Annotated in this window: 25 protein-coding genes; 12 read left to right on the forward strand and 13 right to left on the reverse strand. The window is 67.1% G+C overall.

Features of this window, described 5'->3' with window-relative positions; genetic code table 11:
• Positions 1-165: 165 nt before the first annotated feature.
• Positions 166-2,148: an archaea-specific SMC-related protein gene (locus NDI86_RS21395; protein ID WP_310902308.1), complete on the forward strand. Its 1,983-nt coding sequence runs from the start codon at positions 166-168 to the stop codon at positions 2,146-2,148.
• On the opposite strand, the gene rdfA is transcribed toward NDI86_RS21395, so the two are convergent.
• The gene (rdfA, locus tag NDI86_RS21400) at positions 2,130-2,729 is read right to left on the reverse strand and encodes a rod-determining factor RdfA (RefSeq protein WP_310902309.1); all 600 of its coding nucleotides are present in this window, start codon (positions 2,727-2,729) and stop codon (positions 2,130-2,132) included. The genes NDI86_RS21395 and rdfA overlap by 19 nt on opposite strands.
• An 80-nt stretch (positions 2,730-2,809) precedes the next feature.
• On the opposite strand from rdfA, the gene NDI86_RS21405 reads away from it, so the two are divergent.
• Positions 2,810-3,982, forward strand: coding sequence for a glycoside hydrolase family 27 protein (locus NDI86_RS21405; protein ID WP_310902310.1), 1,173 nt, complete (start codon positions 2,810-2,812; stop codon positions 3,980-3,982).
• Here the strand turns inward: NDI86_RS21405 and NDI86_RS21410 are convergent, their stop codons facing one another.
• The gene (locus tag NDI86_RS21410; protein ID WP_310902311.1) at positions 3,983-4,795 is read right to left on the reverse strand and encodes a DUF7839 domain-containing protein; all 813 of its coding nucleotides are present in this window, start codon (positions 4,793-4,795) and stop codon (positions 3,983-3,985) included.
• Positions 4,796-5,130: 335 nt separating this feature from the next.
• Positions 5,131-5,325, reverse strand: coding sequence for a hypothetical protein (locus NDI86_RS21415; RefSeq protein ID WP_310902312.1), 195 nt, complete (start codon positions 5,323-5,325; stop codon positions 5,131-5,133).
• Positions 5,326-5,424: 99 nt separating this feature from the next.
• Here NDI86_RS21415 and NDI86_RS21420 point away from each other — a divergent pair, with 99 nt between their 5' ends.
• Entirely contained in the window at positions 5,425-6,060 is a 636-nt protein-coding gene (locus NDI86_RS21420; RefSeq protein ID WP_310902313.1) for a dienelactone hydrolase family protein, read from the forward strand.
• A gap of 1 nt (position 6,061) precedes the next feature.
• On the opposite strand, the gene NDI86_RS21425 is transcribed toward NDI86_RS21420, so the two are convergent.
• Positions 6,062-6,433 carry a VanZ family protein gene (locus NDI86_RS21425; protein WP_310902314.1) on the reverse strand — a complete coding sequence of 124 codons (372 nt, stop codon included), beginning with the start codon at positions 6,431-6,433 and terminating at the stop codon, positions 6,062-6,064.
• Between the two features lie 153 nt (positions 6,434-6,586).
• Between NDI86_RS21425 and NDI86_RS21430 the strand changes: the two genes are divergently transcribed.
• A complete protein-coding gene (locus NDI86_RS21430) occupies positions 6,587-6,967 on the forward strand; it encodes a gamma-glutamylcyclotransferase family protein (protein WP_310902315.1) in 381 nt (126 codons plus the stop codon).
• A gap of 74 nt (positions 6,968-7,041) precedes the next feature.
• Here NDI86_RS21430 and NDI86_RS21435 read toward each other — a convergent pair whose 3' ends face one another.
• Both NDI86_RS21435 and NDI86_RS21440 read right to left on the reverse strand, forming a co-directional pair.
• On the reverse strand, positions 7,042-7,269 hold the full coding sequence (locus tag NDI86_RS21435) for a hypothetical protein (RefSeq protein ID WP_310902316.1): 228 nt from the start codon (positions 7,267-7,269) through the stop codon (positions 7,042-7,044).
• Positions 7,270-7,471: 202 nt separating this feature from the next.
• On the reverse strand, positions 7,472-7,873 hold the full coding sequence (locus tag NDI86_RS21440) for a hypothetical protein (protein WP_310902317.1): 402 nt from the start codon (positions 7,871-7,873) through the stop codon (positions 7,472-7,474).
• A 209-nt stretch (positions 7,874-8,082) separates the two neighbouring features.
• Here NDI86_RS21440 and NDI86_RS21445 point away from each other — a divergent pair, with 209 nt between their 5' ends.
• Positions 8,083-8,547 carry a hypothetical protein gene (locus tag NDI86_RS21445; protein ID WP_310902318.1) on the forward strand — a complete coding sequence of 155 codons (465 nt, stop codon included), beginning with the start codon at positions 8,083-8,085 and terminating at the stop codon, positions 8,545-8,547.
• Positions 8,548-8,556: 9 nt separating this feature from the next.
• On the opposite strand, the gene NDI86_RS21450 is transcribed toward NDI86_RS21445, so the two are convergent.
• Both NDI86_RS21450 and NDI86_RS21455 read right to left on the reverse strand, forming a co-directional pair.
• A complete protein-coding gene (locus NDI86_RS21450) occupies positions 8,557-8,985 on the reverse strand; it encodes a universal stress protein (RefSeq protein WP_310902319.1) in 429 nt (142 codons plus the stop codon).
• Between the two features lie 35 nt (positions 8,986-9,020).
• Positions 9,021-10,196: an inorganic phosphate transporter gene (locus tag NDI86_RS21455; RefSeq protein ID WP_310902320.1), complete on the reverse strand. Its 1,176-nt coding sequence runs from the start codon at positions 10,194-10,196 to the stop codon at positions 9,021-9,023.
• A 325-nt stretch (positions 10,197-10,521) separates the two neighbouring features.
• On the opposite strand from NDI86_RS21455, the gene NDI86_RS21460 reads away from it, so the two are divergent.
• From NDI86_RS21460 to NDI86_RS21470, 3 genes are all read left to right on the forward strand, one after another.
• Positions 10,522-10,680, forward strand: coding sequence for a hypothetical protein (locus NDI86_RS21460; protein ID WP_310902321.1), 159 nt, complete (start codon positions 10,522-10,524; stop codon positions 10,678-10,680).
• Between the two features lie 697 nt (positions 10,681-11,377).
• Positions 11,378-11,728: a DUF6788 family protein gene (locus NDI86_RS21465; RefSeq protein ID WP_310902322.1), complete on the forward strand. Its 351-nt coding sequence runs from the start codon at positions 11,378-11,380 to the stop codon at positions 11,726-11,728.
• A 141-nt stretch (positions 11,729-11,869) separates the two neighbouring features.
• Complete coding sequence (locus tag NDI86_RS21470; protein WP_310902323.1) at positions 11,870-13,123, forward strand: outer membrane protein assembly factor BamB family protein; 1,254 nt, start codon at positions 11,870-11,872, stop codon at positions 13,121-13,123.
• A gap of 45 nt (positions 13,124-13,168) precedes the next feature.
• Here NDI86_RS21470 and NDI86_RS21475 read toward each other — a convergent pair whose 3' ends face one another.
• From NDI86_RS21475 to NDI86_RS21485, 3 genes are all read right to left on the reverse strand, one after another.
• The gene (locus NDI86_RS21475) at positions 13,169-14,425 is read right to left on the reverse strand and encodes a tyrosine-type recombinase/integrase (protein ID WP_310902324.1); all 1,257 of its coding nucleotides are present in this window, start codon (positions 14,423-14,425) and stop codon (positions 13,169-13,171) included.
• 77 nt (positions 14,426-14,502) lie between these two features.
• Positions 14,503-16,479, reverse strand: a complete 1,977-nt coding sequence (locus tag NDI86_RS21480; protein WP_310902325.1) for a hypothetical protein — start codon at positions 16,477-16,479, stop codon at positions 14,503-14,505.
• A gap of 217 nt (positions 16,480-16,696) precedes the next feature.
• The gene (locus tag NDI86_RS21485) at positions 16,697-17,293 is read right to left on the reverse strand and encodes an acyltransferase (RefSeq protein ID WP_310902326.1); all 597 of its coding nucleotides are present in this window, start codon (positions 17,291-17,293) and stop codon (positions 16,697-16,699) included.
• A gap of 269 nt (positions 17,294-17,562) precedes the next feature.
• On the opposite strand from NDI86_RS21485, the gene NDI86_RS21490 reads away from it, so the two are divergent.
• Both NDI86_RS21490 and NDI86_RS21495 read left to right on the forward strand, forming a co-directional pair.
• Positions 17,563-18,699: a glycosyl hydrolase gene (locus NDI86_RS21490; protein ID WP_310902327.1), complete on the forward strand. Its 1,137-nt coding sequence runs from the start codon at positions 17,563-17,565 to the stop codon at positions 18,697-18,699.
• A 134-nt stretch (positions 18,700-18,833) separates the two neighbouring features.
• Entirely contained in the window at positions 18,834-20,030 is a 1,197-nt protein-coding gene (locus NDI86_RS21495; RefSeq protein ID WP_310902328.1) for a glycosyltransferase family 4 protein, read from the forward strand.
• 6 nt (positions 20,031-20,036) lie between these two features.
• On the opposite strand, the gene NDI86_RS21500 is transcribed toward NDI86_RS21495, so the two are convergent.
• On the reverse strand, positions 20,037-20,993 hold the full coding sequence (locus NDI86_RS21500; RefSeq protein ID WP_310902329.1) for a glycosyltransferase family 2 protein: 957 nt from the start codon (positions 20,991-20,993) through the stop codon (positions 20,037-20,039).
• 658 nt (positions 20,994-21,651) lie between these two features.
• Here NDI86_RS21500 and NDI86_RS21505 point away from each other — a divergent pair.
• Together NDI86_RS21505 and NDI86_RS21510 are read left to right on the forward strand one after the other, a co-directional pair.
• Positions 21,652-22,893 (forward strand): glycosyltransferase family 2 protein, encoded by a 1,242-nt coding sequence (locus NDI86_RS21505; RefSeq protein WP_310902330.1) that lies wholly within the window; start codon positions 21,652-21,654, stop codon positions 22,891-22,893.
• A gap of 264 nt (positions 22,894-23,157) precedes the next feature.
• Positions 23,158-24,186, forward strand: a complete 1,029-nt coding sequence (locus NDI86_RS21510; RefSeq protein WP_310902331.1) for an NAD-dependent epimerase/dehydratase family protein — start codon at positions 23,158-23,160, stop codon at positions 24,184-24,186.
• 74 nt (positions 24,187-24,260) lie between these two features.
• Here the strand turns inward: NDI86_RS21510 and NDI86_RS21515 are convergent, their stop codons facing one another.
• Entirely contained in the window at positions 24,261-25,274 is a 1,014-nt protein-coding gene (locus NDI86_RS21515; protein ID WP_310902332.1) for a DUF1616 domain-containing protein, read from the reverse strand.
• Between the last annotated feature and the right edge of the window lie 213 nt (positions 25,275-25,487).

Below are 25,487 nucleotides of genomic sequence, written 5' to 3' on the forward strand. Positions count from 1 at the left end.
AAAAGGCGAGTGTGGTGATTGATATTGTGCGGTCAGGGGCCCGGCGAGCGGCTAACCTAACACACATATGCTTGTTATTCTGTCGTATCTCGATGGGCAGATTTTCTCACCGCCGTCGCGGCGCGCGCCCCAGCGTTTAAGATTCCGACCGGCAGAGATAGCAGTATGCACCAGGGGACGGCGCCCGACGCGGCCGCGACCCTCGCGGTCGAGAACATCGGCGGCATCGATGCGGCGACGGCGGAGCTGCACCCGGGCGTGACCGTCCTGGCCGGGCGGAACGCGACGAACCGGACCTCGTTCCTGAAGGCGATGATGGCGGCGCTGGGCAGCGACTGGACCGCGGTGAAAGGGGACGCGAAACACGGCCACGTCTCGCTCACCCTGGGCGAGGAGACGTACGAGCGCCAGATTACCCGGACCGAGGACGGTATCGTCAGCTCCGGCAACGGGCTGCTCGCGGACCCGACGCTCGCCAACCTCTTTGCGTTCCTGCTGGAGGACAACGAGGCCCGGCAGGCCGTCGTCCGGGGCGACGACCTCCGTGACATCATCATGCGGCCGGTCGACACGTCCGAACTGCGCCGGGATATCCACGACGCCGAGGAGCGCAAGGCCGACATCGACGCGGAACTGGACGCCATCGCGGAGCTCAAACAGGAGCTCCCCGCGCTGGAACAGCGCCGGGCGGCCACGCAGTCGGAGATAGCCGATGTCCGCGAGGAGCTGGCCGCGGTGGAGGACCGCCTCGACGAGCGGGACCTCACCGTCGACCTGACGCAGTCGAACACGGACGCGTTAGAGACCAGGCTCGACGAGCTGCGGGCGACCCGCGAGGAGCTGCGTCGCGTCCGGGCCGACATCACGTCCGAACAGGAGAGCCTCTCGGCCCTGCGCGAAGAGCGGGGCCGTCTCGCCGCCGAACTGGCTGGCCTCCCAGACGCGCCGGCCGACCGGCTGGAGGAACTGGAGCACCGCCTGTCGGCCCGCCGCGAGCGCAAGCGCGAGCTCTCGACGTACACCTCCCGCCTACAGACCATCATCGGGTTCAACGAGGAGTTCATCGACGGCGAGCACGACCGCATCGCGGACGCGCTCGGCCGGAAACCGGAGAGCGTCGGCGACATCACGGACCAGCTCTACCGGGGCTCGAAGACGACCTGCTGGACCTGTGGCTCGACGGTCAAACCGGCCCGCTTCGAGTCGACGCTCGACAGCCTGCGACAGCACCGCCAGGAGACCTTCGAGGAGATAGACGAACTGGACGCGGAGATTTCGGAGCTGACCGAGGAGAAAGCCCGGATTACCGAGACGGTGGACCGCCGACGCGAACTCGCCGACACCATCGACGAGGTCGACGCGGAGATAGAGAGCCGCCAGGGGACGCTCTCGAACCTGCGAGAGCGCCGTGACAACCTCTCGGCCCGCGTCGCCGACCTCGAAGCCGAGGTGACGGAGCTTCGCTCGGCGGAGGTCGACGAGGTGCTCGACCTCCACAGCGAGGCCAACGAACTGGAGTTCGAACTCGAATCCCTGGAGTCGACCCTGGAGGACATCGAGGAGGAGATAGCCGAGGCCGAGGCGGAGATACGCCGGGACGAACAGCTGGTCGCCCGCCGCGAGTCCGTCGTCGAGGAGCTCATCGACCTGCGGACCCGTATCGACACGTTAGAGACCGAGGCGACGACGGCGTTCAACGAGCGGATGGCCGACCTGCTCGATATCCTCGATTACGAGAACGTCGAGCGCATCTGGCTCGAACGGCTCGACGGCCCGGCCGACTCCGTGGCCACCGTCGACGCCGAGTCGGTCATCGAGGGCTCCGAGTTCGAGTTGCACGTGGTCCGAAGCACCGACGGCGGGACCGTCTACGAGGACACCGTCGCCCACCTCTCTGAGTCCGAGCGCGCGGTCACCGGCCTCGTGTTCGCGCTGGCGGGCTATCTCGTCCACGACGTCGCCGAGCAGGTCCCCTTTATGCTGCTGGACTCACTGGAGGCCATCGACGCCGAACGCATCGCCGACCTGGTCGAGTACTTCGCCACCGAAGTGCCGTATCTCGTCGTCGCGCTGCTGCCCGAGGACGCCGAGGCCCTGCCCGAGCGCTACGACCGGGTGCGAAACATCGGTCAGTCGCAGTCGCAGTGACCGCGGTCCAGTAGCTCGCCGACGGCGTACTGCCCGCCGCAGTCCTGACAGAGCACGTCGACGCTGACGAGCACGCGGTAGTTGCCGACGGTGAGTCGCCCGGCGCCCGCCAGTCGGTCGACGGTGTCGCGGACGACGCGTTCGACGCGGCTCTGGAGCCGGTCGATGACGGTTCGCTCGCGCTCGACGCCGTCGCGCTCCTCGTCGCGTTCGTAGCTCGCGCCGCGGACCTCGGTCAGGTAGTGCCGTATCGCCTGGTAGGTGACGAAGTCCTCGCGCAGGGCGTCGACGTCGACGCCGGCCGATTCGAGCCGGTTTTCGGCCTCGACCCGGCGGCCCGCACTCACGTCCTCGTCGGTCAGCAGTCGGTAGTAGTTGCGCGCCTCGCCGTCGACGACGTCCATGCCGGCGTTCCGAATCGCCGCCAGCAGGAGCGCGCGGTTGAACCGGTCGGCGAGGTCACGCAGGCTCTGTCGCTCACCGGCCTCCCCCAGCCAGGCGGCTTCCAGGTCGGCGCCGATGGGCCCCAGGTCGTACGCGTCGATTAGCCGCGCGACTTTCGAGCGGGTGTCGGAACTCATGAGGCGGTCCACGCGAGCGCGGGGCAAAGGCGTTCTGCCGGTGTGCCAACTGTCTTATCCAGTCGGTGGAACCACTGGGTATGACCGAGGCTGCCGGACTCGCGGGCACACCCCCGATGGGCTGGAACTCCTGGAACGCCCACAGCTGTGCGGTCACCGAGGCCGACATCCGGGCCGCGGCGGACGCGCTGGTCGAGACCGGCCTGCGCGACGCCGGCTACGAGTACGTCGTCGTCGACGACTGCTGGATGGCCGACGACACCGACGACCAGGGCCGTCTGCGGGCCGACCCCGCGGACTTCCCGAGCGGGATAGCCGCGCTGGCCGACTACGTCCACGACAGCGGACTGCGCTTCGGGCTCTACTCCTCGGCGGGCACGCGGACCTGTCAGGGGTACCCGGCCACTCTCGGCCGCGAGCGGCTCCACGCCGAGCAGTTCGCCGACTGGGGCGTCGACTTCCTGAAGTACGACAACTGCGGCGACCACCGCAATCGGGACGCCGTCTCACGCTACGGGGCGATGGGCGACGCGCTCGCGGCGGTCGACCGCGACATCGTCTACAGCATCTGCGAGTGGGGCCAGTCAGCGCCCTGGCAGTGGGGCCGCAACGTCGGTGGAAACTGCTGGCGGGTGACCGACGACGCCGTCGCGAAGTGGCAGACGAGCGGCGACGAGTTCGGCCTGGGCGTCGCAGACATAATCGACCGCGTGGCCGGGCTGGATATCGCGGCGGCCCAGGCCCCGGGCGGGTGGTCGGACCCCGACATGCTCCAGGTCGGCAACGGACCCGAATCCGGCCAGTCCCAGCACGAACCGACCGACGTCGAGCGCCCGCTCTCCAACGCCGAGAACCGCACACACTTCGCGTTCTGGTGTCTGCTGGGCGCGCCGCTGTTCGTCGGCACGGACCTGGCCGACTGCTCGGCCGACGTACTCGATATCCTCACCAACGAGGACCTGCTGCAGATCGACCAGGACCCGCTTGGCCTGCAGGGGACACCGGACCGGCGCGACGGCGACGCCGAGGTCTGGAGCAAGCGCCTGCGCGACGGCGCCGCCGTGGCGCTGTGGAACCGCGGCGAGAGGGCGACCGACATCAGCACGCACGTCGTCGACACGTCGGTCCCGACCGCCGGCGAGCGCTACGCCGTCCGAGACTGCTGGACCGGCGAGGCGTGGGAGACGCCGGGAGAGCTTTCGGCGACTGTCGAGCCACGGGATACCGCCGTGTTCCGGGTGACCCCTGCCTGACTACTCGGCGGCGTCGAGCACTTCGTACCCGATGTTGGCCCCGGCGAGCGCGTCGGTGTGAGTCGATAGCTGGTCGGCACTCGAGAGCAAGAGCACGTCCTGGCCTTTCGTGGCGGCCTCCTCGACCGCGGCCACGCTGCCGTAGCGGATGTCGACGCCGACGCCGGCGGCACGGGCGGCGGCCAGCGCCTCGACGCCGGCGACGGCCACGAGGTCGTGTTCGGTCGCCAGTCCGGCGATTCGCTCGGTGTCTGCGGCCGAACTCCCGTCGTTTTGCACCCGGGGAATCGACACCGCGGTCACGTCCCCGAGGTCGTACTCGACGACGCCCTCGACGTTCGTGATGCCGAGGTCCGTCCCGGCGGCCGCGTCGGTCACCGCAACTGCGGTTGCGTTGCCGGTGTCGCCGGCGACGGCCCGCAACACGCCCTCGCGCATCGTCACCGAGACCGTCTCGCCCTCGTCGATGTCGGTCGTCGCGAGCACCGTCTCGATGTCGACCTGGCCGATGATATCCTCGGAGACGTGGCCGACGAAGTTCCGCAGGGCGTCGGTCTGGGAGATGAGCCAGTCGACGCCCTCCTTGGTCACCTCGTAGCGGCCGCGGCCGTGTTTGGTGACCTGGCCCTCGTCGGCCAGCTCCCGGAGGTAGTCGCTGACGGCCTGAGAGGTGATACCGATGGCGTCCGCTATCTCCTGCTGGCTGACCGCCGGCTGGCGCTCCGCCACCTCGACCATAATCTGGTAGCGGGTGGCGGTCCGCTTGCTCCGGAGGACGTCGAATTCCTCGGTCCCGTCCGAACGCTGTACCATAGCCGTCTCTCCGGCTCACGAGATAAAGTAGCTTTTCGTTATCGAAGGTCGGATTGGCTCTGTGGGCCCATATCGCGCCTCAATACAAATCTGGTTGGCATAAAGCAAAAATGATTGTCCCGTATCTCACGCGAGTGTACTGCGGCTAGCGGTCGTTCCGGTGGCCGCCGCCGACAAGTCCGAACGGACGCGGCCGGGCCACGCATTCAGAGCGACCCAGGCAGCAGTCGGCGACTGCGTGTTACAGCTATATACAATGAATACGCACGACAGGATGACCCTCGACACCGAGCGGTCTCCGCTGGCTGTGGACAGTCGCGGCGGCAGCGTCGTGGCTATCTGTCGGAAGCGCCGTCTGGCTCCCGTTCGACGTAGACGATGCGCTCTCTCGGTATCCAGCGTTCGACCTCCCCGTCACCGTCAGCGAGTCGGAGCGAGTACATCCCCGTCGATTCCTCGTAGCTAAAGCCCGTCGGTTCGTAGGTCGTGATTCCGCCGGTCCGCTGTGGGTCCTCGACGACGAATTCCATACGTAGACCAGCGGATACGGGCTCAAATCAGTTCCCTCCGCCCGACGACTCCGGGAGCCACGCGACACCGTCAAACGTCAGTGTGACTTACGATATCCCATGCCATCGTCCACGGATAGGACCGTCCAGATACCAGCTGACGGCGCCACGTTGGAGGGCACACTCGACGTTCCTCCGGGTGCGGCGGGCCTCGTCGTCTTCGCCCACGGCAGCGGCTCCAGTCGGCACAGTCCGCGGAACAACTACGTCGCCGAAGTCGTCCGGGAGCGCGGCGTCGGCACGCTCCTTTTCGACCTGTTGACAGAGCGTGAAGACCGAGACCGACGGAACCGCTTCGACGTCCCGCTGCTGACCGACCGTCTCGCAGCGGTGACGGAGTGGGTGTGGACGCAGGACGGCTCGCTCTCGGTGGGATTTTTCGGCTCCAGTACCGGGGCGGGCGCGGCCCTGCGCGCGGCTGCGCGGTTCGGGTCGGACGTGGACGCGGTCGTCTCGCGGGGCGGCCGCGTCGACATGGCCGCCGGGGCTCTGCCCGAGGTCACCGCTCCGACGCTGTTCATCGTCGGTGACGCGGACACGGAGGTGCTGGCCCTGAACAGGCGGGCCTACGAACGTCTCACGTGTCGGCGCTCGCTCCACGTCGTCGCGGGCGCGGGCCACCTCTTCGAGGCCGAGGACGAACTCCGAGAGGTGGCGACGGTGGCGGCGGACTGGTTCGAAGAGTCGCTTCGCTGACCTACCGGCCGCGCCGGTACCACCAGCCGACTCCGAAGAGGGAGCCGAGCGCTCCGGCGACCAGGTCGGCCAGTTCCGGGACCCGACCGGGGACGTACCGCTGGAGGTAGCCGACCGTCAGGCCCAGCAGAACCGAGCAGCCGACGGCCCCGCCACCGGCGACGGCGCGGCCCCGACCGTCGGCGGCGAGCGCGTCGGCCAGCGTCACCGCGAAGGTGCCGTGCCCGAGGAAGTGGAGCCACTTGTCCGGGCCGTACGTGTCGAAGGCCTCACGGCGGTCGAACGGCGACGGGACCAGTGACCCGACCAGCAGGGCGAGTCCGGCGGTCAGGGCCCGTCGCCAGGGCGTGGCGGATGCGGCGTGCGCTGTCACGCCGACGGCTACGGCGGCGTGGTAAATGAGGGTCGGGGTGACGCCACTCGTCGGGAGTTCCGCCAACGGAAACGGCGCGCCGGGGGAGACGGGCGAAGACACAGTGGTTTCCCGGCCGGACGTGTTATGCGCTCCCGGGACGCGAGTCGGGGTATGGAGGTATTCGTCTACGGCACGCTGACCGACCCGTCGACAGCGGCGCGGGTACTGGACCGCTACGAGTTCCGCGCCGGGGCCACGCTCGAGGGACTCCACCGGGTCGACGGCGAGTATCCCACGCTCGCCCCGGGCGGCACGTGTGACGGCCGCATCCTGTCGACTGTCGAGGGGGACCGACTCGACCGCTACGAGGGCGTCGACCGCGGGCTCTACGTCCGCCGGTCGCTCCCGGTCGACGGTGGCGGCGCTGTCGAGTGTTACGTCGGGAATCCCGCTGCACTCGGCGTCGCCGCCGAGTGGCCCGGGGCGGGGTCGTTCGCCGACCGTGTGGACCGCTTCCTGGAGACCAACGACGTCGTCGTCACCACCGGCTAGACCCGCGAGTCGGCGCTAACGGACTGTGTTCACCCCCGCCCCCAATCGTTACAGATGTCTGTTACAGACAACCGTTACAGCGAGTGGCCGTCGCCGCAGTACGGGCAGTACAACATGCCTTCTTTGACGAGCAGCAGCGACTCCTCGCACTTGCTGCAGCGACTGGAGAGGGAGACCCCGTCGATTTCGTCGGCGACGGCGGCCAGTGTCGTCTCCATGCAGTCGATGCGTTGTTCCGCCTGCAGGATGCGCTCTGCGAGTTCTTGCTTCGATAGTGACTCGGCCAGTGTTTGTCCATCCATGGAGACGTGTACACTCTTCCAACAGATAGACCCAATACCTTATCTTTGCACGTGGTAACTATCCGTAGCTCCCTCGGGTGTATCTCGGACTCTCACCGGCGGACGGGGTCGTTCCGGTCAGCGAGTCGGCCACGCGATGACGTGGCGGAGACCGTGGCCGTGCCTTTCAATCGGACCGCCCGCCGGGTGGCTGTGGGGACGCTCACTCCAGTTTCCGCTCGGCTTCGGCGACCGACGTCGCGGTCTTTCCCTCGTAACCGGCCTGGCGCGACCGGCGCTGGAAGGCGTTCTCGGTGACTGCGCTGGTGTTCTCGGCGACGACGCGGACCACGTCGCCGACGCCCAACTGCTTGAGTTCGACCTGTGCTTCCTTTATCGGCTTTGCGGCCTCGGGCGACGGCGGCGTGAACGCGGAGATGTCGTTGACGATGTAGAAGCCATCGTCGAGGTCTTGGGCCGCCTCGACGGTCTCGGCGGCGGCCGTCTCCATCTCTTCGGCGGTGAGCGTCCCGCTGAACTCCAGGTACAGCGTGTTGGCTGTTCGGTCGGCACGGATCTCGTAGCTCGCGTCGGCGTTCTCGCCGGACTTCGAAATAGCGGCCATCTTACTTTGCAACTAAAGGCCATACGTATATATTATCAGTACCAACAACGAGTAGACTGAATGATAACACTGCCGATGCGACAGCGTCACGGCGGCACGTGTCTCGGCACCACGGACGGCGGGGACGACCCGGGGCTTCGAGACCAGAGCGACGGTGACAGCCGACCGCGAGCCAAACCGTTTCAACCGACTAACACGTATCGGGGCGTATGCTGAATCCAGCCCGGGTGGACGCCGCCGTCGACCTCGCCTACGGCGCCCTGATACTGCTCGCCATCGTCCTCATCGCCACGGTCGAGTTCGGCATCGGCATCGCATTCGCCGTGGGCGTGTTCTCGGCGTACGTGCTCCACGTCGTCTGGAAGATGGCCCGCTTCGACCCGGACTGGATGACGTCGGTGGTCGAGGAAGCCGTCGACGACGCGGTGGGCGGTTCGGTCGAGCAGGCGGTCGAAGACTCGGTCGAGCAGGTGATGGAGGACTCGATGGAACAGGCCGTAGACGACTCGGTCGAGCAGGTCGTCGACGAGCGGGTCGCAACACAGGTCGACGAGACCATCGGTGACCAACTGGACAGCGTGCAGGCGCAGGTCGAGGCCGTCGACGACCGGCTCGACGACGCTGCGGCCCCGGAGCGGTCCCCGGAGACCGCCGACGAGGCGACCGACCGCTGACGGCGGCCGTCAGCGGACGACCGTGACCGGGACGGTGGCGCGTCGCAGGACGGTTTCGGCGACGTTCCCGACCAGGAACCGACGCGTGGCCCGGTTCCAGTCGGCACCGTGGCTCCCCAGCACGACGGTGTCGTACGCCTCGGCGCGGTCGAGGACGTTCCGCGCGGGGTGGCCGACGCCGACGACCGTGTCGATGTCTCGGTCGCGCTCCGCCGCGAGTTCCCGTGCCCGCTCGAACACCGGTTCGGCCCGCTCGCTGGCGGCCGATTCCATGTCGTCTTCGAGGGCGAGCCCGACGGCCTCGCCCATCAGCATCGACGGGACGCCGACGACGTGGAGGACGGTGACCTCGGCGTCGGGGAAGTTATCGAGCGCGTAGGCCAGCGCGTGGCCGGCGTGGTCGGAGTCGTCCATCGGGACGAGTATCCGCGAGAGCATACCCGAAGGAAGGGGCGGGACACCTACATCTCTTGTCATGTGGCGCCGGGGACGAGCTGGAAGAACACGTAGGCCAGCGTCGTCGACATCGTGGGGCCGACGACCCACATCGAGAGGTACTTCAGGACCGCCCGGGGGTTGAACAGTTCGCGCGCGTCCAGGACGGGCGCCGGCTCCGGCTCGCCGATTGGGGCGGCCCCGCGGCCCGTCGGCGCGTCGACCGTAATCGCGCCCGGCGCGATGTCGTGGTCCTGGGTGTCGCCGGTGACGACCCCCCGGACGGTGATGGGTCGTGTCGCCCGCCCCCAGCCGATTCCGACGATCGTCATCACGGTCGCCATCACGAGGCTGATTGGGATGCCGATGTAGGAGAGCAGCGTCGTGATGGTCGAGGCGGTCACCATCACGAACAGCGCCGCGAGCAGCGGGATGTCGCTGAGTTCGCCGCCGACCGACGCCATCGTCCGGCGGGCGATGGTAAAACCCCCGAGGCCGATGGCGACGGTCCCGACGAGGATGCCGACGTCCGTGTCCAGGCCGCCGCCGCCGACCAGCGGGGCCGCCGCGTTCGGGACGTTGCTCGCACCGGCCGAGAACGCCATGTAACAGCCGATGGCGAGGACGACCACCGTCGTCGCCAGTTCACGGCCGGTCGTGTTCGGGCCGAGCACGGGTCGGGGCACGGTGCCGTCCCGGTCGAGGACGAGCAGCGGTCCCGCCGACTTCTCGATTCGCACCCGGCGGTCGACGACGGGATAGACGTAGCGGCCGATGGTCGCACCGATCCAGAAGCCGACGACGGGCGTCACGACCCACCACGAAATTATCTCGGCGATGGTCCGGTAGTTCAGCGTGTCCGTCGCCAGTCCCAGCCCGGCGATGGCGCCGACGGTCGTCATCGATGTCGGCACCGGGACGCCGAAGACGTTGGCGACGAGAATACCCAGCCCGATAAAGAAGAGGATGGCGACACCCGCGGTGAGCGACAGTTCCGTCGTGATGATGCCCTCGCTGAGGGTCGTCATCACGTTCCGGCCGACGGTCCAGCCGCCCAGAAAGACGAACACCGTCATCACCGCCGCCGCCGTCGACTTGCGCACTATCCCGGCGCCGACCGACGGCCCCCAGGTGATTCCCGTCGAAGAACCGCCGATGTTGAAGCCGACGAACACCGAGGCGAGAATACCCACGGCCAGGACGAACTCGACCATCTGTCGTACTAGCCGGGGCGGGACGGGATAAATAGTCGGACAGGTGACAGCTGTACCCTCACGGGCGGTCGCTGCGTCTCTCGGGAGCGAATCGCCGGGGACAGTCGGGCCCGGTCACGAGCGGCGTCGAGGCCGCGGAGAACACATGGTTTGCTGCATCGCGGGACCGGTGCCCTTGGCATCCCTGGGGTAGCGGCGCGGATAACCCTACTTCTGTCAGATACGTACCGACTGTTCGGCGTCGCGGGGACCACCGGCCGGTGGCGGATGGGCCACACCGCTCGGGGCCGGCAACGTTTTGCGTTGACACCGCCCAGAGACGACTGTGACGCGACTCACGTTTCTGGCCTGTGGCCGGTGTGGGCGGGTCCACGCCGAGCCGGTCGCTCCGACCCGATGTCGCCACTGCCGCGCCGACGCGCTGGTCGATATCACTGCCGACGTACAGGACGACCGCTACTTCACTCGACCGATGCGGTCCTAGCGGCGCGTCTCACCAGGGCCCGGCCGGTGACCGATACACGGAGAAGACCGGGCCAGGCCGTGGCCCGGTCGGAACACACAGGGAACGGGTCCCACGGCGTGGCAGACACGTACGTCGACCGCTGGTGAGTACCAGTTCCCACGCGAAAGGCGGCGCTGGACAGTTATCAGCCTTCTGGCGGCCGTACTGGTGCTTTGCGTGGGTCGGCAGAACGATTGGCTGGCGTCGCGAGCCAGCCGGCGGGGGCCTCTGACAGCCAGTTGTAGACGCACTTGAATTTCAAGCCCAAGGACATATAAAGGTTGCAGTAACACAGGCGATACTTTATGTGCCATGCTTACCGAACCGGGCGCGTCCCGGTCGGACCGCCCGGCTTTCACGGTGGTGGGGGCGAGCGTGACCAGCGCCCGCCCCGACACAGTGGGCCCGGTCCATCCGTACAGGGTAGCAGACACGATGGCGATAGAGTGGCCGGGAACAGGGCCCGTCATCTCCGTCGCTCCCCGGAGGCAAGATGGTTGTGCATGGGTTCTCATGCTAGCGCTGTACGGGCCCGTACGGGGACTGCCGCTCGCTACCCAACAGTTCGAAGATACCCCGGTACGTTGGTTATACTGGTGGCTGTTCCAAACTGACGTGATTCCCCACCCCCGGGTGGCGAATATCTTTACGGACGTACAGCCGCCAGTAGCAGTCCATGAACGACGACTCCCACGCCGAACGGGCCCGCGACCACCTGCACCGAATCGACACCCAGGACGACGCGGAACTCGACGCGCTCCGGACGACAGCGGTGGACGCCGTCGACGCGCTCGTCGCCGACCTGGCGGACGACGAGACGGAGTCCGTCGCGACGGAGACCCCGGAGTCGTGGGGCGACTCGGAGTGGGCCGACAAACTCGAAGACGCACGGGAGAAAGCCGGGCTCAGCGGCTCGACGGGGACGCTCACCACGAAGACCATCGACGGCCGTGACTACTACTACCTCCAGTGGCGGGAGGGCGAGCAGGTCAAGAGTCAGTACGTCTCCCCGGTCGACCCGGCCTGACCGAGGCTGTCCCCGGTTCGCCCGCCTCTCTCAGATGGCCACCGGGCTGACAACGACTTACAGGAGCGTCGGTCCGGCCCAGACGACAGAAACGTTTCACGAGCGCTGGTATTATACGACTCACCGGATAAATCAGGGGCTATGTGTGCGCGTCCGACACGGCGGGAGTATCTGGTCGCGGCGGCGCTGGGTGTCGCGGGCTGTTCCGGAGGTAGTCCGGCGGAGACGACGGCCGACGTGGCATCGACCGACACGCCGGCCAACACGCAGATAGCTACCGAGACGGGGACGGACACCGAGACGGAGCCGGATACGGACGCCCCCATCGACGCGGACGACATAGACGGCTGGGGAATGTTCGGTGCCGACAGTGCGAACACGGGGACGGCCCCCGACGAAACCGGCCCCACCGACGCCGTGAGCGAACTGTGGGTCGCCGGCGTCTCGGAGCCAAGCGCGCCCGTCGTCGCCGACGGGACGGTTTACGTCAAAGACACCGGCGGTAACGCTCTCTCCGCTCTCGATGCGGCGGACGGCACCGAACGGTGGCAGGTCCCGGCCGTCGGTAGCGACGGGGACCCGCCGGCGGTCGTCGATGGCACGGTGTACGCCCCGCAGCTATACGAGCGGGGCGACTCGTTTTTCGGTGCGCTGGACGCGGCAGACGGCACCGAGGAGTGGCGGTTCACGACCGAGGCGGGGATGTCCTCCCCGCCGGTAGTCGACGGGAACACCGTGTACGTCGGGAGCAACGGCGACCGCGTCTACGCGCTCGACGCGACTGCGGGCACCGAGCGGTGGCAGTTCCCGGTCGATGGCGGCGTGTCGGCCTCACCGGCGGTCGCCGACGGAACGGTCTACGTCGGGACGCTTGCCGGCAGCGTGTACGCCATCGAGGCCTCGACGGGGACCGAACAGTGGCAGGCCACTACCGAACGGGGAATCGTCGCCGCGCCGACGGTGGTCGGCGACACCGTCTATCTGGGTACCGGGGGATACGACGACGAGACCGGGGCCGTCGTCGCACTGTCGGCCTCGGACGGCACCGAGCGGTGGCGCGTGGCCTACGAGGCGAACGTGTACTCCTCACCGGCGGTCGCCGACGGAACGGTCTACGTCGGGTGCAACGACACGAACCTCTACGCCCTCGACGCCGCCGACGGCGCAAAGCAGTGGCGGGTAGCGACCGACAACTGGGTGACCACGGCGCCGGCCGTCGTCGACGGAACGGTGTACTTCGGCGGGGGCGACGTCGTGTACGCGGTGGCAACCGGGACCGGCGACCTGCAGTGGAAGTTCGACACCGGTGATATCGCTGACTCGTCGCCGGCGGTCGTCGACGGCGTCGCCTACTTCGGTAGCTGGAGTGGGCAGGTCTACGCGATGACCGAGTGATCGGCGCGTCGGGCCGGCCGTTCGGCCGTGACACCGCGTTCGGCGTCAACTCGGCGTCTCGAAGGCGCTCGCGAGTCTCTCCCGCATGAACTCGCGCCGTAGCTCCCGGCGGCGGTCCTCGGAGAGGTAGTCCTCCCAGACCACGCTGGCCGACGTGCTCCCCTGTTCCTCGGCGACCGCCTGAATCTGGTGGTCTACCAGTTCCTCGACCGTCGAGGAGTAGCGGTCGTACCAGAACCGCCGCGCCATCTGTGGGACCGGTCTGTGGCCGTCGATTTCGTCGGGCACGTCGGCCCGGTCCGCGAGGTCGTCGAACCAGTTCCGTATCGTCCCGCCGGTCCGGTGGCCGCTCGCCGACCGGGACGACGGGAACAGGTAGCCACGCCAGTCGTCGGCCTCGAGCCGTGCGATTCGGTCCTCGACGACCGCCCGGCCGTAGATGAGCGCGACCGAACCGGGGCCGTTCTTGCGGCTCTCGAACTCGATTCGGGGCGCGTCATCGAGTACCACCTGGTCGACGTGCAGCGCGGCGACTTCGCCCGAGCGAAGCCCCCAGGCACACAGCGCCACGACGAGCAGTCGCTCGCGCGTGTCGGCCGCCGCCTCGAACAGCGCGGCGACGTGGTCCGGCCCGAGCGGGGGGTTCGACCTCGTCGTTTCGCTCCCACTCCAGTTGTAGTCGAGGCCGTCCGTCGGGTTCAGGGCGGCCTCGCGCCGGTTGACCAGCGTGTCGTACCAGTCCGAGACCGTGCTGTAGATGCGCCGCAGCGTCTCGCGAGCGACGGCGGTATCGAGCGCGTCGAAGGTCGCCCAGCAGGCGTCGACCGCCTCGTGGGCGGGGACCTCGGCCCCGCGGGCAACCGGTGCCAGGAGGTCGTCGGAGTCGTTGACCTCCGCGTATGCGCGCGCGTATCGCGCGAGGCGACTTCGGTGGGCCTCGACGGTGGACTCGCGCCACGACTTGCGCTGTCGCTGTCGGTCCAGGTAGCGTTCGAGGGCGGCGACGGTGTCGCCGTCGTCGACGCCCCAGTCGTATCCCGCCGGTTCGCGGCCGAGGTCCCGCTCCCAGAACTCCGTGACGGTGGTGTCGTGGTGCTCCTGGAGGGCGTAGACGAAGCGGCGAAAGCCGTTGGCCGAGAGCCACTCGTAGGTCGGCCGCTCCCGCTCGGGGTCGAGTCCGTCGGCGCGCATCGCCGGCGCGACGGCGTCCCAGTACGCGTCGACCAGCCCCTCGCGGTCGAGCAGCGTCCAGGCGGGTTCGTCCCCGGCCGCCCCTGGAGCTCTCTCGGGCGCGTTCGGCATACACGGCGCTACAGGGAGCTAGCGAATAAGCTTTGGCTGCGGTGACGGGCGGACCCGGCCCGCCGTGAACGGGCCAGCTACCCCTCGACGAGGCGGGTGCTGTTCGCTTCGTCGGCGAGCATCCCGACCTCGCCGGTCGTGTACACCTTGTTCTCCGTCCGTACCATGTCACCGCGCCACTCGTCGGTGATGAGCAGCGTCACGAAGGAGAGCCGTTCGGGCACCAGTCGGACGCTGTGGTCGCTCCAGCGCTGGCGATACAGCAACAGGTCCTGCTCCGTCCTGATACGCCCGTCGCTCGCGTCGACCGACGTCGAGTCGGCGCCGTACCTGGTGCGACCGAGCTGTGAGTTCCAGTCCGTCCCGACCGACCCGCCGTAGCGCTCGCTGAACGTCGTCGACTGTCGAAAGCTCGCCATCTCCGTCGCTGTAAACTCCTTCTGGGTCTCCGGGACCGTCCGGGTCTCCCAGAGGTCCGGCCCGGAGTGGAGCCCGTACAGGTCGTCGGCCGCAACCGCCGGGCCGGCCGTCGCGAGCAACACGACGGCGAGGACTGCGGGGGCGGCCCGGCGGACCGACCCGTCCGGAATCGGGAACAGTCGGGTGAGGGCCGCGGCGATGACGAACGCGGCGAACAGGCTGAGCGGTAACTGCGTCCGCACGAGGCCGTGGACGTCGAGCGGCGTTCGAATCATCAGCCCTGCGCCGAGGAGACCGACGGCGACCACCGACCCGGCCCGCAGATAGCGGTCCACGTCACGGAAGATGAGCAGTGCCCCGAGCGAGAACAGGCAGATGAGCATGCTGTTGTAGAAGCCGCCGGCGCTGAACAGGCTACGCAGCGCCTCTAGCACCGACGGCTCTGGAACTGCGGTGCCGAGCGCGACGATTTTCGCGCCCCCGGTGCTGTCACTGCCCACCTGAGCGATACCGAACACCTCGCCGAGAGCCTCCACGAGCGACGGGAGAAAGACGCCTGTGGCGACCCAGTACGTCAGACTTCCCCCCGCCCAGGCGGCCAGCGGGAGAGCCCACGGGCGGACGGTCGCTGGGCGTCCGAAGAGCCGGTCGAGGAGCGGCGGCCCCGCGAGGAGACCGACGATAATCGGCACGAACAACACGACCGTAAAGTGGTGTGTGAACCAGAGCGCCACGACTATCGGTAGGGTGAGCAGGGCGTGACGGCGGTACGGCGCCGCAGTGACGGTTCGATACCGGACGCCGGCCAGGAGCAACACCAGTCCGAGTGCGACGGCCAGCGACTGGGGGAAGAAGTAGACGCTGTATCGGTGTATCGGGGCCAGGACGGTCAGACTCAGCGCGACGTAGACAGGGAACTGCCGGTCGCGAAACAGCAGTTCGGCCAGGAGATACGACACACAGACGACGGCGACGTACGTGACGATGCCGGTGATAACCAGCGTGTCGTACGGCGGAAGTCCGGTCAGGACACTCACCGACCCGACGAGTGTCTGTAACCCGGGGAAGTGGCTGTAGAGAGTCGTCTCCGGAATCGCCCGCCAGCTCCCGCTCTCGGCGACCAGTTCGCTGAAATAGACGTGTTTGGCGATGTCCCCCCGGCCGAAGTAGAAGCTCGTCGAGAGGTACTTCGTCACCGGGTCGAGTACGAAGAGGGCGACAATCTGGGTGAGCAGCCACGTGGTGTCCGTCTCGGCGTGCATCTGCAGCGCGAGCAACAGATAGCCGACCGGAAGGGCGAGTACGACGACGCCAGTCCGAACGAGGGACGGGTCGACGACGCCGGAGACACGCGCGCCCGCGACGGCGGCGACGGAGACGAGGACGAGACCCAGCACCCCCTCGCAGAGATTCGCGTCCGCCCATCCGGCGCCGCGTGCGAAGCTCCGGTCGGTAGTCGTCTGCGTGTAGCCGTACACCGTCACGGCGAACAGCAGACCGATGAGGACGTACCAGCTCTTGATTCCGGCCACCGGGCCGAGCACCCGGAACGCGACGGCCGAAGCGAAAAGCGCCGCGGCCAGCAGTGCCGGAAAGAAGAGGTCGGTGATACGGGTCCAGTTTGTCACTTCCATCCGATTTCGAATTGTGATTTTTCGAGTATTACTATGGAGTAACTAAATCGGTTTCGCGGCCGTCTCTCGCCGGGGCAGGGCTACGTATCGACGGTTCACGCGAGACGACCCGTGACCGCGGTCGTCGCCGTCCCGTCACGGCGGCTGTCCCGCCACGACGGGTCCATGGCCCGTTAGGGCCCGACTTCCGGGCCGGCGCCGCTCATAGCGGGCGGACTCAGCGTGTGGCCTCGGGGCCCCGTCGTTTTAGCTCCGAGGCGGGCGTGCCGCCGACGACCGTGTACGGCGGGACGGAGTCGGTGACGACGCTTCCGGCTGCGACCACGGCCCCTTCGCCGATGGTCACGCCGTCCAGGACCGTGCAGTTCGCACCGATCCACACGTCGTCCTCGATTTCGATGCCCTCCCGTGTGATTTCCTGGCTCGATATCGTCGCCTCGGGGTCCTCGAAGGTGTGGTTCGCGGCGACTATCGTCGTCTGTGGCCCAACCAGCACGTCGGCGCCAATCGTCACCGACCCCTGTCCCAGCAACGTCACGGAGATGTTCAGCAGCGAGTCCTCACCGACCGTCACGTCGCCCCCCGACGGCGAGATGACGACGTTTCGCCGGAGCTGACAACCCCGTTTCAGTGTTATCGTTCCGCTGGTACCGAGCGAGGTCGTTCTATCGATTTCGACGGCGGAATGAATCGAGACGTTCTCACGCGCGTCCAGTGTGTGCCTGTAGAGCGTGCTGGACAGATAGGACTTACAGAGCGAGAGGAAGGTCACGGGCCCCTTGCTCGCGAGCAGTTCGCGGACGTTTCGGCTCATCGAGTGCCAGTCTCCATCGGTGTCGGTCACCAGTCAATCGACCTGCCTTGTCTATCACGGGCACGACACGTTAGTAGGATGGTTCTAACTCGCTCCCTTCGGCGGGTAGAGCTGGGACCGTCGGACGATTATACCGACATATCCCACTGGTACCGCGATAGTGGACCCTGACCACCCTGTGACCAGCTGGCCCGCGCTCGTCGGATACGAGGCCCATAGACGGTGAAGTAACAGTGTAACAAAATACGGGCCCGTCGAAGGACGGGTGAATGGCTGACCGCACGCGGGACCGCACGTCGAGTCCTGATTCGGACGGCACCGGCGAGGCCGGTGTTCGTCACTCGGTAACGCGCCGTCGACCGCTTCTGAAACAGTTAGCCACCGGTATCGTCGCCGGCACGAGCCTGCTCGCCGGCTGTGAAACCGAGACCCCCCAGCCGACGCCGACACCGACCGAACGGAAGGGCGGGTCCGAGGACTCGGACGCCCCGGGGGTCGGCGTCTACCTGGGTGACGAGAGCGCCCTGGAGACGTGGGAGCAGTGGTTCGGCAGGACCGTCGATTACTACTCGTTCAACGTCCCGACGACCGGGTGGGAGAAGTACCGTGTCGACAACATGCCGTTCGAACGCTCTATCGAGGATATCGCTGCGGACCGACAGATAGCGGTCACTGCCAAGCTGTTCCCGCCGGACGCGACGACGATGGGCGCCGTCGCGAACGGGGACCACACCGAAAAGCACCGACAGTTCGCGGCCAGCCTGGTAGCCCACGGGATGGGCGACGCGACGATTCGGCTGGGGCACGAACTGAACGGCCGCTGGTCGCCGGACACGGCGGTCGGTCGGCCCGAACTGTTCGCCGAGGCGTGGCGACAGGTCCGCTCTGCGATGGACGAGGCGGAGGGCGCGTCGTTCAGCTACATGTGGGCCCCGCACGTCGGCCGCGTCCACATGGACCCCGAACGGGCCTACCCCGGTGACGACTGGGTCGACATCGTCGGCCTGACGCTCTACGACAAGAGCGACCGGTACTTTCCCGACGAGTGTGGGGCCGACTGTGTCCGCGAGCGGCGACGGGAGAACTGGGACCGGCTCGTGAACATGGAGTTCGGGCTCGACCACTGGGCGGAGTTTACCCGGACACGCGGGAAGACGCTCGTCTTTCCCGAGTACGGTGTGGTCGACCGGGAGTGGAACAGTGCCGGCGGCGGCGACAACCCGCTGTTTTTCGACTGGTTCGCCGAGTGGGTCGGACAGAACAGCGATGTCGTCGGCTGGCACAACGTCTGGAACTTCGTCGCCGGCCCGCACTACGTCGGTCCCCCGTCGCTCCACGTCTCCGAACAGTGGTCCCCACACACCGACGCGTCGCAGGCGTTCAGACGCAACTTCTCCGGCGGCTGAGCCCCGTCCTCAATACGCCGGCGCCGTGGTGGAATAAACGGCGGCGTTAGGAGCTGTATTCCTTAGTCCCCGCGTCGGCTTGCACCGGTCACGTGCGCGACCACCGACCTACCGGTGGCCCCAGCCCCACAGCCATGAACATCCTACAGCTGAGTCGGACGTCGATGTATCCGCCCCAGAACGGCGCCGAGGTCCGTCTCTGGAAGACCGCAGAGAAACTGGCCTCGCTCGGCGACCTGTGGGTCGGGGCCCCGCCGCCCGCGGACCGACCCGACGCTGACGTCGAGTGGATAGAGCTGACGAGTCCGCTGTTCCGGTTCGGTCCGCTCTGGAACGAACTCTGGACCGGGCTGTTCCTGCTGGGGACGGACCACCCGCTCCGACGGCCGCTGGCCGACGCGGTGGTCGACGCCGTCGACGCCCACGACGTCTCCTTCGACGTCGTGGTCTGTGAGTTCCCGCAGGTCGCCGACGCGGCGCGGCGTCTCGCCGCCGCCCACGACGCGGCGCTCCTGGTGAACAAGCACAACGCCGAACACACCATCGTCGACGGGTTCCTCGACGAGCGCGGCGTCCCCGACTCGGTTCGGCGCCGAATCGTGGACAACTTCCGCGCCTTCGAGGCGTCGACTATCGAGCGCGCCGACGTGACCGTCTTCCAGTCGGCCGAGGACCGGGCGCGGTTCGACTCGCCGTCCGAAGCGACCTACGTCATTCCGAACGGCTGTGACCTCCAGTGGATACGCGACGGGGGCGACCCCGAAAGCGCCGCCCGGGAGTGTGGCGTTCCCCGGGACGAGTGGACCTGCGTCTTCCTGGGGTCGTACGACTACGCGCCGAACCGAACGGCTGCGACGGTCATCAGCGAGTCTATCGCGCCCGCCCTGCCCGACGTGAACTTCCTGCTCGTCGGGCGCAACCCCCCGTCGGTCGGCGCCGACAACGTCTACGCACCGGGCTACGTCGAGGACCTCCCCGGCGCCTTGGGGCTGGCCGACGTCGCGCTCTGTCCGCTGCGGAGCGGCTCCGGGACCAAACTGAAGATGCTGGACTACTTCGCCGCCGAACTGCCGGTCGTCTCGACGCCCGTCGGTGTCCAGGGGCTCGCGGTCGAGGACGGCGAGGACGTACTCGTCCGCGACGACGCGGAAGGCTTCGTGACCGGTATCGAGCGGCTGCGGTCCTCGCCCCGGCTGCGCTGCCGACTCGAACGCGCCGGGCGACGGGTCGCCGCCGACCACTCCTGGGAGACGCTGCTGGCCGAGTACGACGCCGTCTTCGAGACGCTTCGGGAGGACGGGGTAGCGGCCACACCGCCTCGCCGACCGTGACGGCGCTCACCCGGAGAGTTCGTCGTAGTCCCGGAACGGCGCGTCCCTGAGGTGGTCGGCGGCACCGACCAGCGCCGCTCGGACCGACTGCGACTGTCCCGTCGCAGTCCAGCGAGCGAACAGATACAGGTGGTACGCCACCAGCGACAGGTACAGCGGGAGCCGCCGCGGGAGCGAGAGGTTCTCGCGGGCGAACTGGAGCTTGTTCCGGACCTTGTGGTAGACGCTGAACGGGGAACTGGTCGCCGTCTCGCCCACCCGGTGATAGATACGCGAGGCCGGGTTGACGAGCACCTTCCACCCCTTCGCTCTGGCCTTCCAGGCAAGGTCGACGTCCTCCATCCCGAGGAAGTAGCGCTCGTTGAGCAGGCCGACGTCCTCGAGGAACTCGGGGTTCAACAGCACCAGACACGACTGGACGAAGTCGACGGGGTAGGGCTCGTCCGTGACCGGCTCGCGGTGTAGCTCCCCCTTGGCGGCGAGCCACGGGTGGAACACGTAGCCGGCGTTGTGGACGTCCCCGGAGTCGGGAAGGAGGTTGACGCCGCCGACGGCGGCGACCCTGTCGTAGCGGTCCATCGTGTCGACGAGGGGGTCGAGGAAGTCCTCGGTGACGACGGTGTCGTCGTTCAGGAGCAACACGTAGTCCGTGCCGGTGTCGAGCGCGTGAGCGATACCGACGTTGTTCCCGCGCGCGAAGCCGATGTTCTCGTCGTTGACCACGAACTCACACCAGTCGTACTCCGACTGCAACCGCTCGATGGAGCCGTCTTCCGAGCCGTTGTCGACGACGAGGACCCGGTAGTTGTCGTACGTGAGCGACCGAAGCGAGTCGAGACAGTCAGCCGTCTCCTCGTAGTTCTCCCAGGTGAGGATGACGATGGTGACCAGCGGCTGGTCGGTGCTCTCGCTGGTCGTGCGGGACTGTTCGGTGGGGGCCGTCGCGGGGGTGGCGGGACTCATCTCTCGTCCGCCGATAGAACTGACATTGATACATACCTTTCGAACGAAAAATATATTATGGGTGAGATATCAGGCAGCCCGGCTATCGACGACCCACAGCGCCCGTCTCTCACAGGCCGGCTCCGACCGTGTTAGACGGTTCTTACTCACTCCTGTCCACGTGTCGTGTCCCAGGTGGTGATAGCGCCATCAGACTTCCCCCAGTTGCCCGTATTTGCGTATCAAGCGCCGGCAATTGCGTGCAGGTGCGCGCTGAATCACGCGAGTCCCCTCACCAGTTGCCGTGCCAACACGACGCCAGCCTTGCCACTCCCGGTCCGCTATCGAGTGGTGAGACGGGACGTCCCAAGACGGACAACTCTCGGGCCGTTCGCAGGTGTCGAGAGCGCTCTCCTGTGACCAACCGTCTCTGACGAGCGGGCCGGGTCGCCCTGACGGGGTGGTCTCGCGTCGCTCTCGTGGCGTTGCTCGCCAGTCGCTGGTCGTCGTCTATACCGACTGACAGCGGGGATTCCGGGTGGGTCATTCGTTTGGGGCCGGGGCGGAATACGGTTACTAACTATGTAAATACGGATTTCTCGTTATACTGTCAATGATAGGAGCCTTTGGTCACACGGTCGGCGACTGGCAGCGCCCGACGAGCACGAGAGGATAACCGATGTCAGACACTGTCTCGGAGGCCACGAACCCGGAATTCGGCACGACACAGGTAGATACGGCCGTCTCACAGGACGCGGACGACGCGTCGGACCTGCTATTGGGGCCGGACAGCGACCAGTCGCCCGTGCTGAGCGTCGTCATGCCGACGCTCAACGAGGAGGAGGGCGTCGTCGTCTGTATCGGGAAGATAAAGCGAGCCATCTCCGAACTCGGTATCACCGCGGAGATTATCATCAGCGACAGTTCCGACGACCGGACGCCAGCCATCGCGAGAGAACTGGGGGCGATAGTCGTCGAGCCCGACAGAATGGGCTACGGATACGCGTACCGATACGCGTTCGCGCGGGCGCGAGGTGACTACATCGCTATCGGGGACGCGGACGTGACCTACGACTTCGAATCGCTGCCGAAGATTCTCGAACCCGTCCGGGAGGGTGACGCCGACATCGTCCTGGGCAGCAGGCTCGACGGGACCATCAAGTCCGGCGCGATGCCGGCGCTCCACCAGTACGTCGGGAACCCGCTCCTGACCCGTGTGCTGAACGTGCTGTACGACGCCGACATCAGCGACGCACACAGCGGCTTTCGGGTGTTGTCACGCGACGCGCTGGACACCCTCGATCTCACTTCCGACGGGATGGAGTTCGCCAGCGAGATGCTGATGGAAGCGTCGACGAAAGGGCTCCGCATCGAAGAGGTACCGATAGTCTACCACGAGCGAAAGGGCGATGCGACGCTGCACAGTTTCCGCGACGGCTGGCGACACGTCCGGTTCATGGTGGGCAACGCGCCCGGGTACGTCTTCTTCCGCCTCGGAACCGTGTTCACGGTCGTCGGGCTGGTGTTGCCAGCGCTGTCGGTGGCCGACCTGCAGATAGGGCCGTTCTCCCCGGGGCTCGTGACGACGGTCGGTGCCGGACTGGCCGCGATAACCGGCATCCAGTTCTGGGCGCTCGCGGAGTTCAGCACGAACACGAAGACCGGTAGCTCCGTCCCCTCGGACCCGCTCACCCGACTGGTCCGAACCAACGTCCGACGCCGGCACGGCAAGCGCGTCGGTGTCGGCCTCTGCGCGCTCGGGCTGGCGTATCTCGGGTACAGAGCGACCCTCTGGGCGACGACCGGTTACACGGCGATACCGTCCGTACAGACGACCGTCGTCGCGTTGACGACGCTGGTGCTCGGGCTGCAACTGGTCTCGTCGTCGTTCCTGCTCGACGCGCTCGGCGAGACCGCCTGAACTGGGCCACCAGTCGTCGGCCAGGGAACGTCCTTCTGGACGGTGTCTCTCTGCGCTGTCGGACCGCTCCTGACTGTCGTTCGGCGAATCGCTCGCCATCCGTGTGGTGCCACACCACAACAGTCCCAGTCGACGCGTCGCGCCGGAAACACGGCGTACATCGGCGTCACCGCGGCGTAGGCAAACGAGTAGCAAGTGACTGAGGGAGTTTCAGTTAAGCTATAACAAAACAGGGGGCGGGTATGTCTTTCAGATACCCAGCAAATGACTGCCACGAACGCAGACGACAACGAGAAGGTATTCGTAACTGGTATCGCCGGCTTCCTCGGCAGCCACCTCGCGGATGCGTTCCTCGAAGACGGATACGAGGTCGCCGGGAACGACACCTTCGTCGGCGGCTACGAGAGCAACATCCCCGAGGACGCGGAGTTCCATCACATCAACTGCCGGGACGTCTGGGAGATGAAGGAGGCGATGGCCGACGCCGACATCGTCTACCACACCGCGGCGCTGGCCTACGAGGGGCTGAGCGTGTTCTCACCGGCCAGAATCAACCAGAGCATCTACCAGTCCACGTCCGCGACGCTGGCGGCGGCCGCCGACGTCGGCGTCGACCGGTTCGTCTACTGTTCGAGCATGTCCCGATACGGGGAAAACGAGACCCCGTTCACCGAGGACATGGAGCCACAGCCACAGGACCCCTACGCGGTGAGCAAGGTCGCCGGCGAGGAGATGGTGGAGTTGATGGCCGACATCCACGGCTTCGAGCACGTCATCGCCGTCCCGCACAACATCATCGGCCCCCGGCAGCGCTACGACGACCCGTTCCGGAACGTCGCCGCCATCTTCATCAACCGGATGCTACAGGGGAAACAGCCCATAATCTACGGCGACGGGGAGCAGAAACGCTGTTTCACCTTCGTCCAGGACAACGTCCGTCCGCTACAGAAACTCGCCCACTACGACAACGTCACCGGCGAGGTCATCAACATCGGCCCGGACGACGAGTTCATCACCATCAACCAACTGGCCGAGACCATCGCCGACATCCTGGATTTCGAGCTTGACCCCATCTACAAGCCCGACCGGCCACAGGAGGTCAAGCTCGCGAACTGCTCGGCCGACAAGGCCAGGGAGTTGCTCGACTACCGGACCGAGTACACGCTGCGGGACGGGCTCGAGGAGATGGTCGAGTGGATAGACGACCGCGGCGCCAAGGAGTTCGACTACCACATCGAATGTGAGATAGTCAACGAGCAGACGCCCGACACGTGGACGAACGAACTCATCTGACTGCCGACCGTCGACGCCGCGATACCTGCCGCTCTTTTGCTGGCTGTCCGTGACAGCGACCCCCTGTCGGCCGCTCAGGACTCGGCTTCGATGTCCACCCAGAGGTGGGCTTCCCGGTACGCGTTGTCGACGCTCGGGGTCGCCGGTGGGTCACCGACGTACAGCAGATAGGTGAGTCGGTACGCCCGGTCGGTACCGCTGGGGCTGTCCGCCAGATTGATCTCGTGTGGCACTGTCGCGGTCTCCCCGTCGTCGAGCGTCCGGGTGAACCTGTGCTGTTCAGACTGCGCGACCAGCTCGGCCGACGCGCCGTCCCCTTCGAACGCCTGGAGGACGACGAGCACCGTGTACTGTGTGGACTCCCCTTCTCGGTTGTCGACACCGACCGCGAGCGATTCGGGCTCGCCGGGCGTCAGTGTGTCCGGGTACTCCGAGGCGGTGAACTCCCCCTCGTCGTTCTCCGCGACCAGATACAGCTCGGTGTAACTGGGGTCTTGCTGTCCGACGGCCCCGGTCCCGACCGACATGACCGCGACGACCGTCACCGCTACTAGCACGAACGTGAGGGGAACTCTCCCGCCCGCTGGGCCGCCCAGTCGCGCCGGTCGCAACCGCCGGAGGACGGTGGCTGCCGGCGACTCCCGGGACAGCGCCAGTCCGCCGTTTCGGACGAGCGCGACCGGGAACGCGAGCGCCGTAACCAGCGTGAGCCCGCCGAACAGGCGCGCCTGGCCGATACCCCCCGCGGTCAGACCGAGCGCGAGTCCGAGGAGTATCACGAGCGCGACGCTGACGCCGAACCCGAAGACCAGCCGTTCCAGCAGTTTCGAGGTACGTCGCTGTCGACCGACGCCGAAGCTCTCCTGTGCGTCGTACGATACGAGCCCAGCTGACGGCAACAGGGCGGCAACGAGCGTGTACCCCGGAACGAGGAGGGCGAACGCGAGCGTGACGACCGGGCGAAGCGGCGAGCCGTTCAGCGGGGGGACGAAGACGAACACCGCCGCCGCCACGGTCACCACCGGGACGGCGATGAGGTCCATAGTCGAACGCCCGCGCCGGTCGACGCCACTGTTGGACTGTGCCATTATCCTGGCGTCACCGCCCCGGGAGAAAGGAATGGACTGGCTAGCCGACACAGTGTGGCGCCGCTCTCGACCGGGCCCCGGGTTCCCCCTGCGCTCGGACGGCGGCCGTCACTGCCGTGTCTTCCGCAGTTTGCTTGCACGTTCTCACAGTCGGTCATAGGTTAGTAGCCGTCTCTTACTCGACTCGCCGTCGGCTGTCGGGCGCGCCCGACA

The organism is Haloarcula onubensis (assembly GCF_031624605.1).
Classification (GTDB): Archaea; Halobacteriota; Halobacteria; order Halobacteriales; family Haloarculaceae; genus Haloarcula; species Haloarcula onubensis.

What these genes read in the sequence shown, in the direction of transcription:
- NDI86_RS21395 (WP_310902308.1), top strand. Translation starts at nt 166, where the DNA reads ATGCACCAGGGGACGGCGCCCGACGCGGCCGCGACCCTCGCGGTCGAG.
- rdfA (WP_310902309.1), bottom strand. Translation starts at nt 2,729, where the DNA reads ATGAGTTCCGACACCCGCTCGAAAGTCGCGCGGCTAATCGACGCGTAC.
- NDI86_RS21405 (WP_310902310.1), top strand. Translation starts at nt 2,810, where the DNA reads ATGACCGAGGCTGCCGGACTCGCGGGCACACCCCCGATGGGCTGGAAC.
- NDI86_RS21410 (WP_310902311.1), bottom strand. Translation starts at nt 4,795, where the DNA reads ATGGTACAGCGTTCGGACGGGACCGAGGAATTCGACGTCCTCCGGAGC.
- NDI86_RS21415 (WP_310902312.1), bottom strand. Translation starts at nt 5,325, where the DNA reads ATGGAATTCGTCGTCGAGGACCCACAGCGGACCGGCGGAATCACGACC.
- NDI86_RS21420 (WP_310902313.1), top strand. Translation starts at nt 5,425, where the DNA reads ATGCCATCGTCCACGGATAGGACCGTCCAGATACCAGCTGACGGCGCC.
- NDI86_RS21430 (WP_310902315.1), top strand. Translation starts at nt 6,587, where the DNA reads ATGGAGGTATTCGTCTACGGCACGCTGACCGACCCGTCGACAGCGGCG.
- NDI86_RS21435 (WP_310902316.1), bottom strand. Translation starts at nt 7,269, where the DNA reads ATGGATGGACAAACACTGGCCGAGTCACTATCGAAGCAAGAACTCGCA.
- NDI86_RS21440 (WP_310902317.1), bottom strand. Translation starts at nt 7,873, where the DNA reads ATGGCCGCTATTTCGAAGTCCGGCGAGAACGCCGACGCGAGCTACGAG.
- NDI86_RS21445 (WP_310902318.1), top strand. Translation starts at nt 8,083, where the DNA reads ATGCTGAATCCAGCCCGGGTGGACGCCGCCGTCGACCTCGCCTACGGC.
- NDI86_RS21450 (WP_310902319.1), bottom strand. Translation starts at nt 8,985, where the DNA reads ATGCTCTCGCGGATACTCGTCCCGATGGACGACTCCGACCACGCCGGC.
- NDI86_RS21455 (WP_310902320.1), bottom strand. Translation starts at nt 10,196, where the DNA reads ATGGTCGAGTTCGTCCTGGCCGTGGGTATTCTCGCCTCGGTGTTCGTC.
- NDI86_RS21465 (WP_310902322.1), top strand. Translation starts at nt 11,378, where the DNA reads ATGAACGACGACTCCCACGCCGAACGGGCCCGCGACCACCTGCACCGA.
- NDI86_RS21470 (WP_310902323.1), top strand. Translation starts at nt 11,870, where the DNA reads ATGTGTGCGCGTCCGACACGGCGGGAGTATCTGGTCGCGGCGGCGCTG.
- NDI86_RS21475 (WP_310902324.1), bottom strand. Translation starts at nt 14,425, where the DNA reads ATGCCGAACGCGCCCGAGAGAGCTCCAGGGGCGGCCGGGGACGAACCC.
- NDI86_RS21480 (WP_310902325.1), bottom strand. Translation starts at nt 16,479, where the DNA reads ATGGAAGTGACAAACTGGACCCGTATCACCGACCTCTTCTTTCCGGCA.
- NDI86_RS21485 (WP_310902326.1), bottom strand. Translation starts at nt 17,293, where the DNA reads ATGAGCCGAAACGTCCGCGAACTGCTCGCGAGCAAGGGGCCCGTGACC.
- NDI86_RS21490 (WP_310902327.1), top strand. Translation starts at nt 17,563, where the DNA reads ATGGCTGACCGCACGCGGGACCGCACGTCGAGTCCTGATTCGGACGGC.
- NDI86_RS21495 (WP_310902328.1), top strand. Translation starts at nt 18,834, where the DNA reads ATGAACATCCTACAGCTGAGTCGGACGTCGATGTATCCGCCCCAGAAC.
- NDI86_RS21500 (WP_310902329.1), bottom strand. Translation starts at nt 20,993, where the DNA reads ATGAGTCCCGCCACCCCCGCGACGGCCCCCACCGAACAGTCCCGCACG.
- NDI86_RS21505 (WP_310902330.1), top strand. Translation starts at nt 21,652, where the DNA reads ATGTCAGACACTGTCTCGGAGGCCACGAACCCGGAATTCGGCACGACA.
- NDI86_RS21510 (WP_310902331.1), top strand. Translation starts at nt 23,158, where the DNA reads ATGACTGCCACGAACGCAGACGACAACGAGAAGGTATTCGTAACTGGT.
- NDI86_RS21515 (WP_310902332.1), bottom strand. Translation starts at nt 25,274, where the DNA reads ATGGCACAGTCCAACAGTGGCGTCGACCGGCGCGGGCGTTCGACTATG.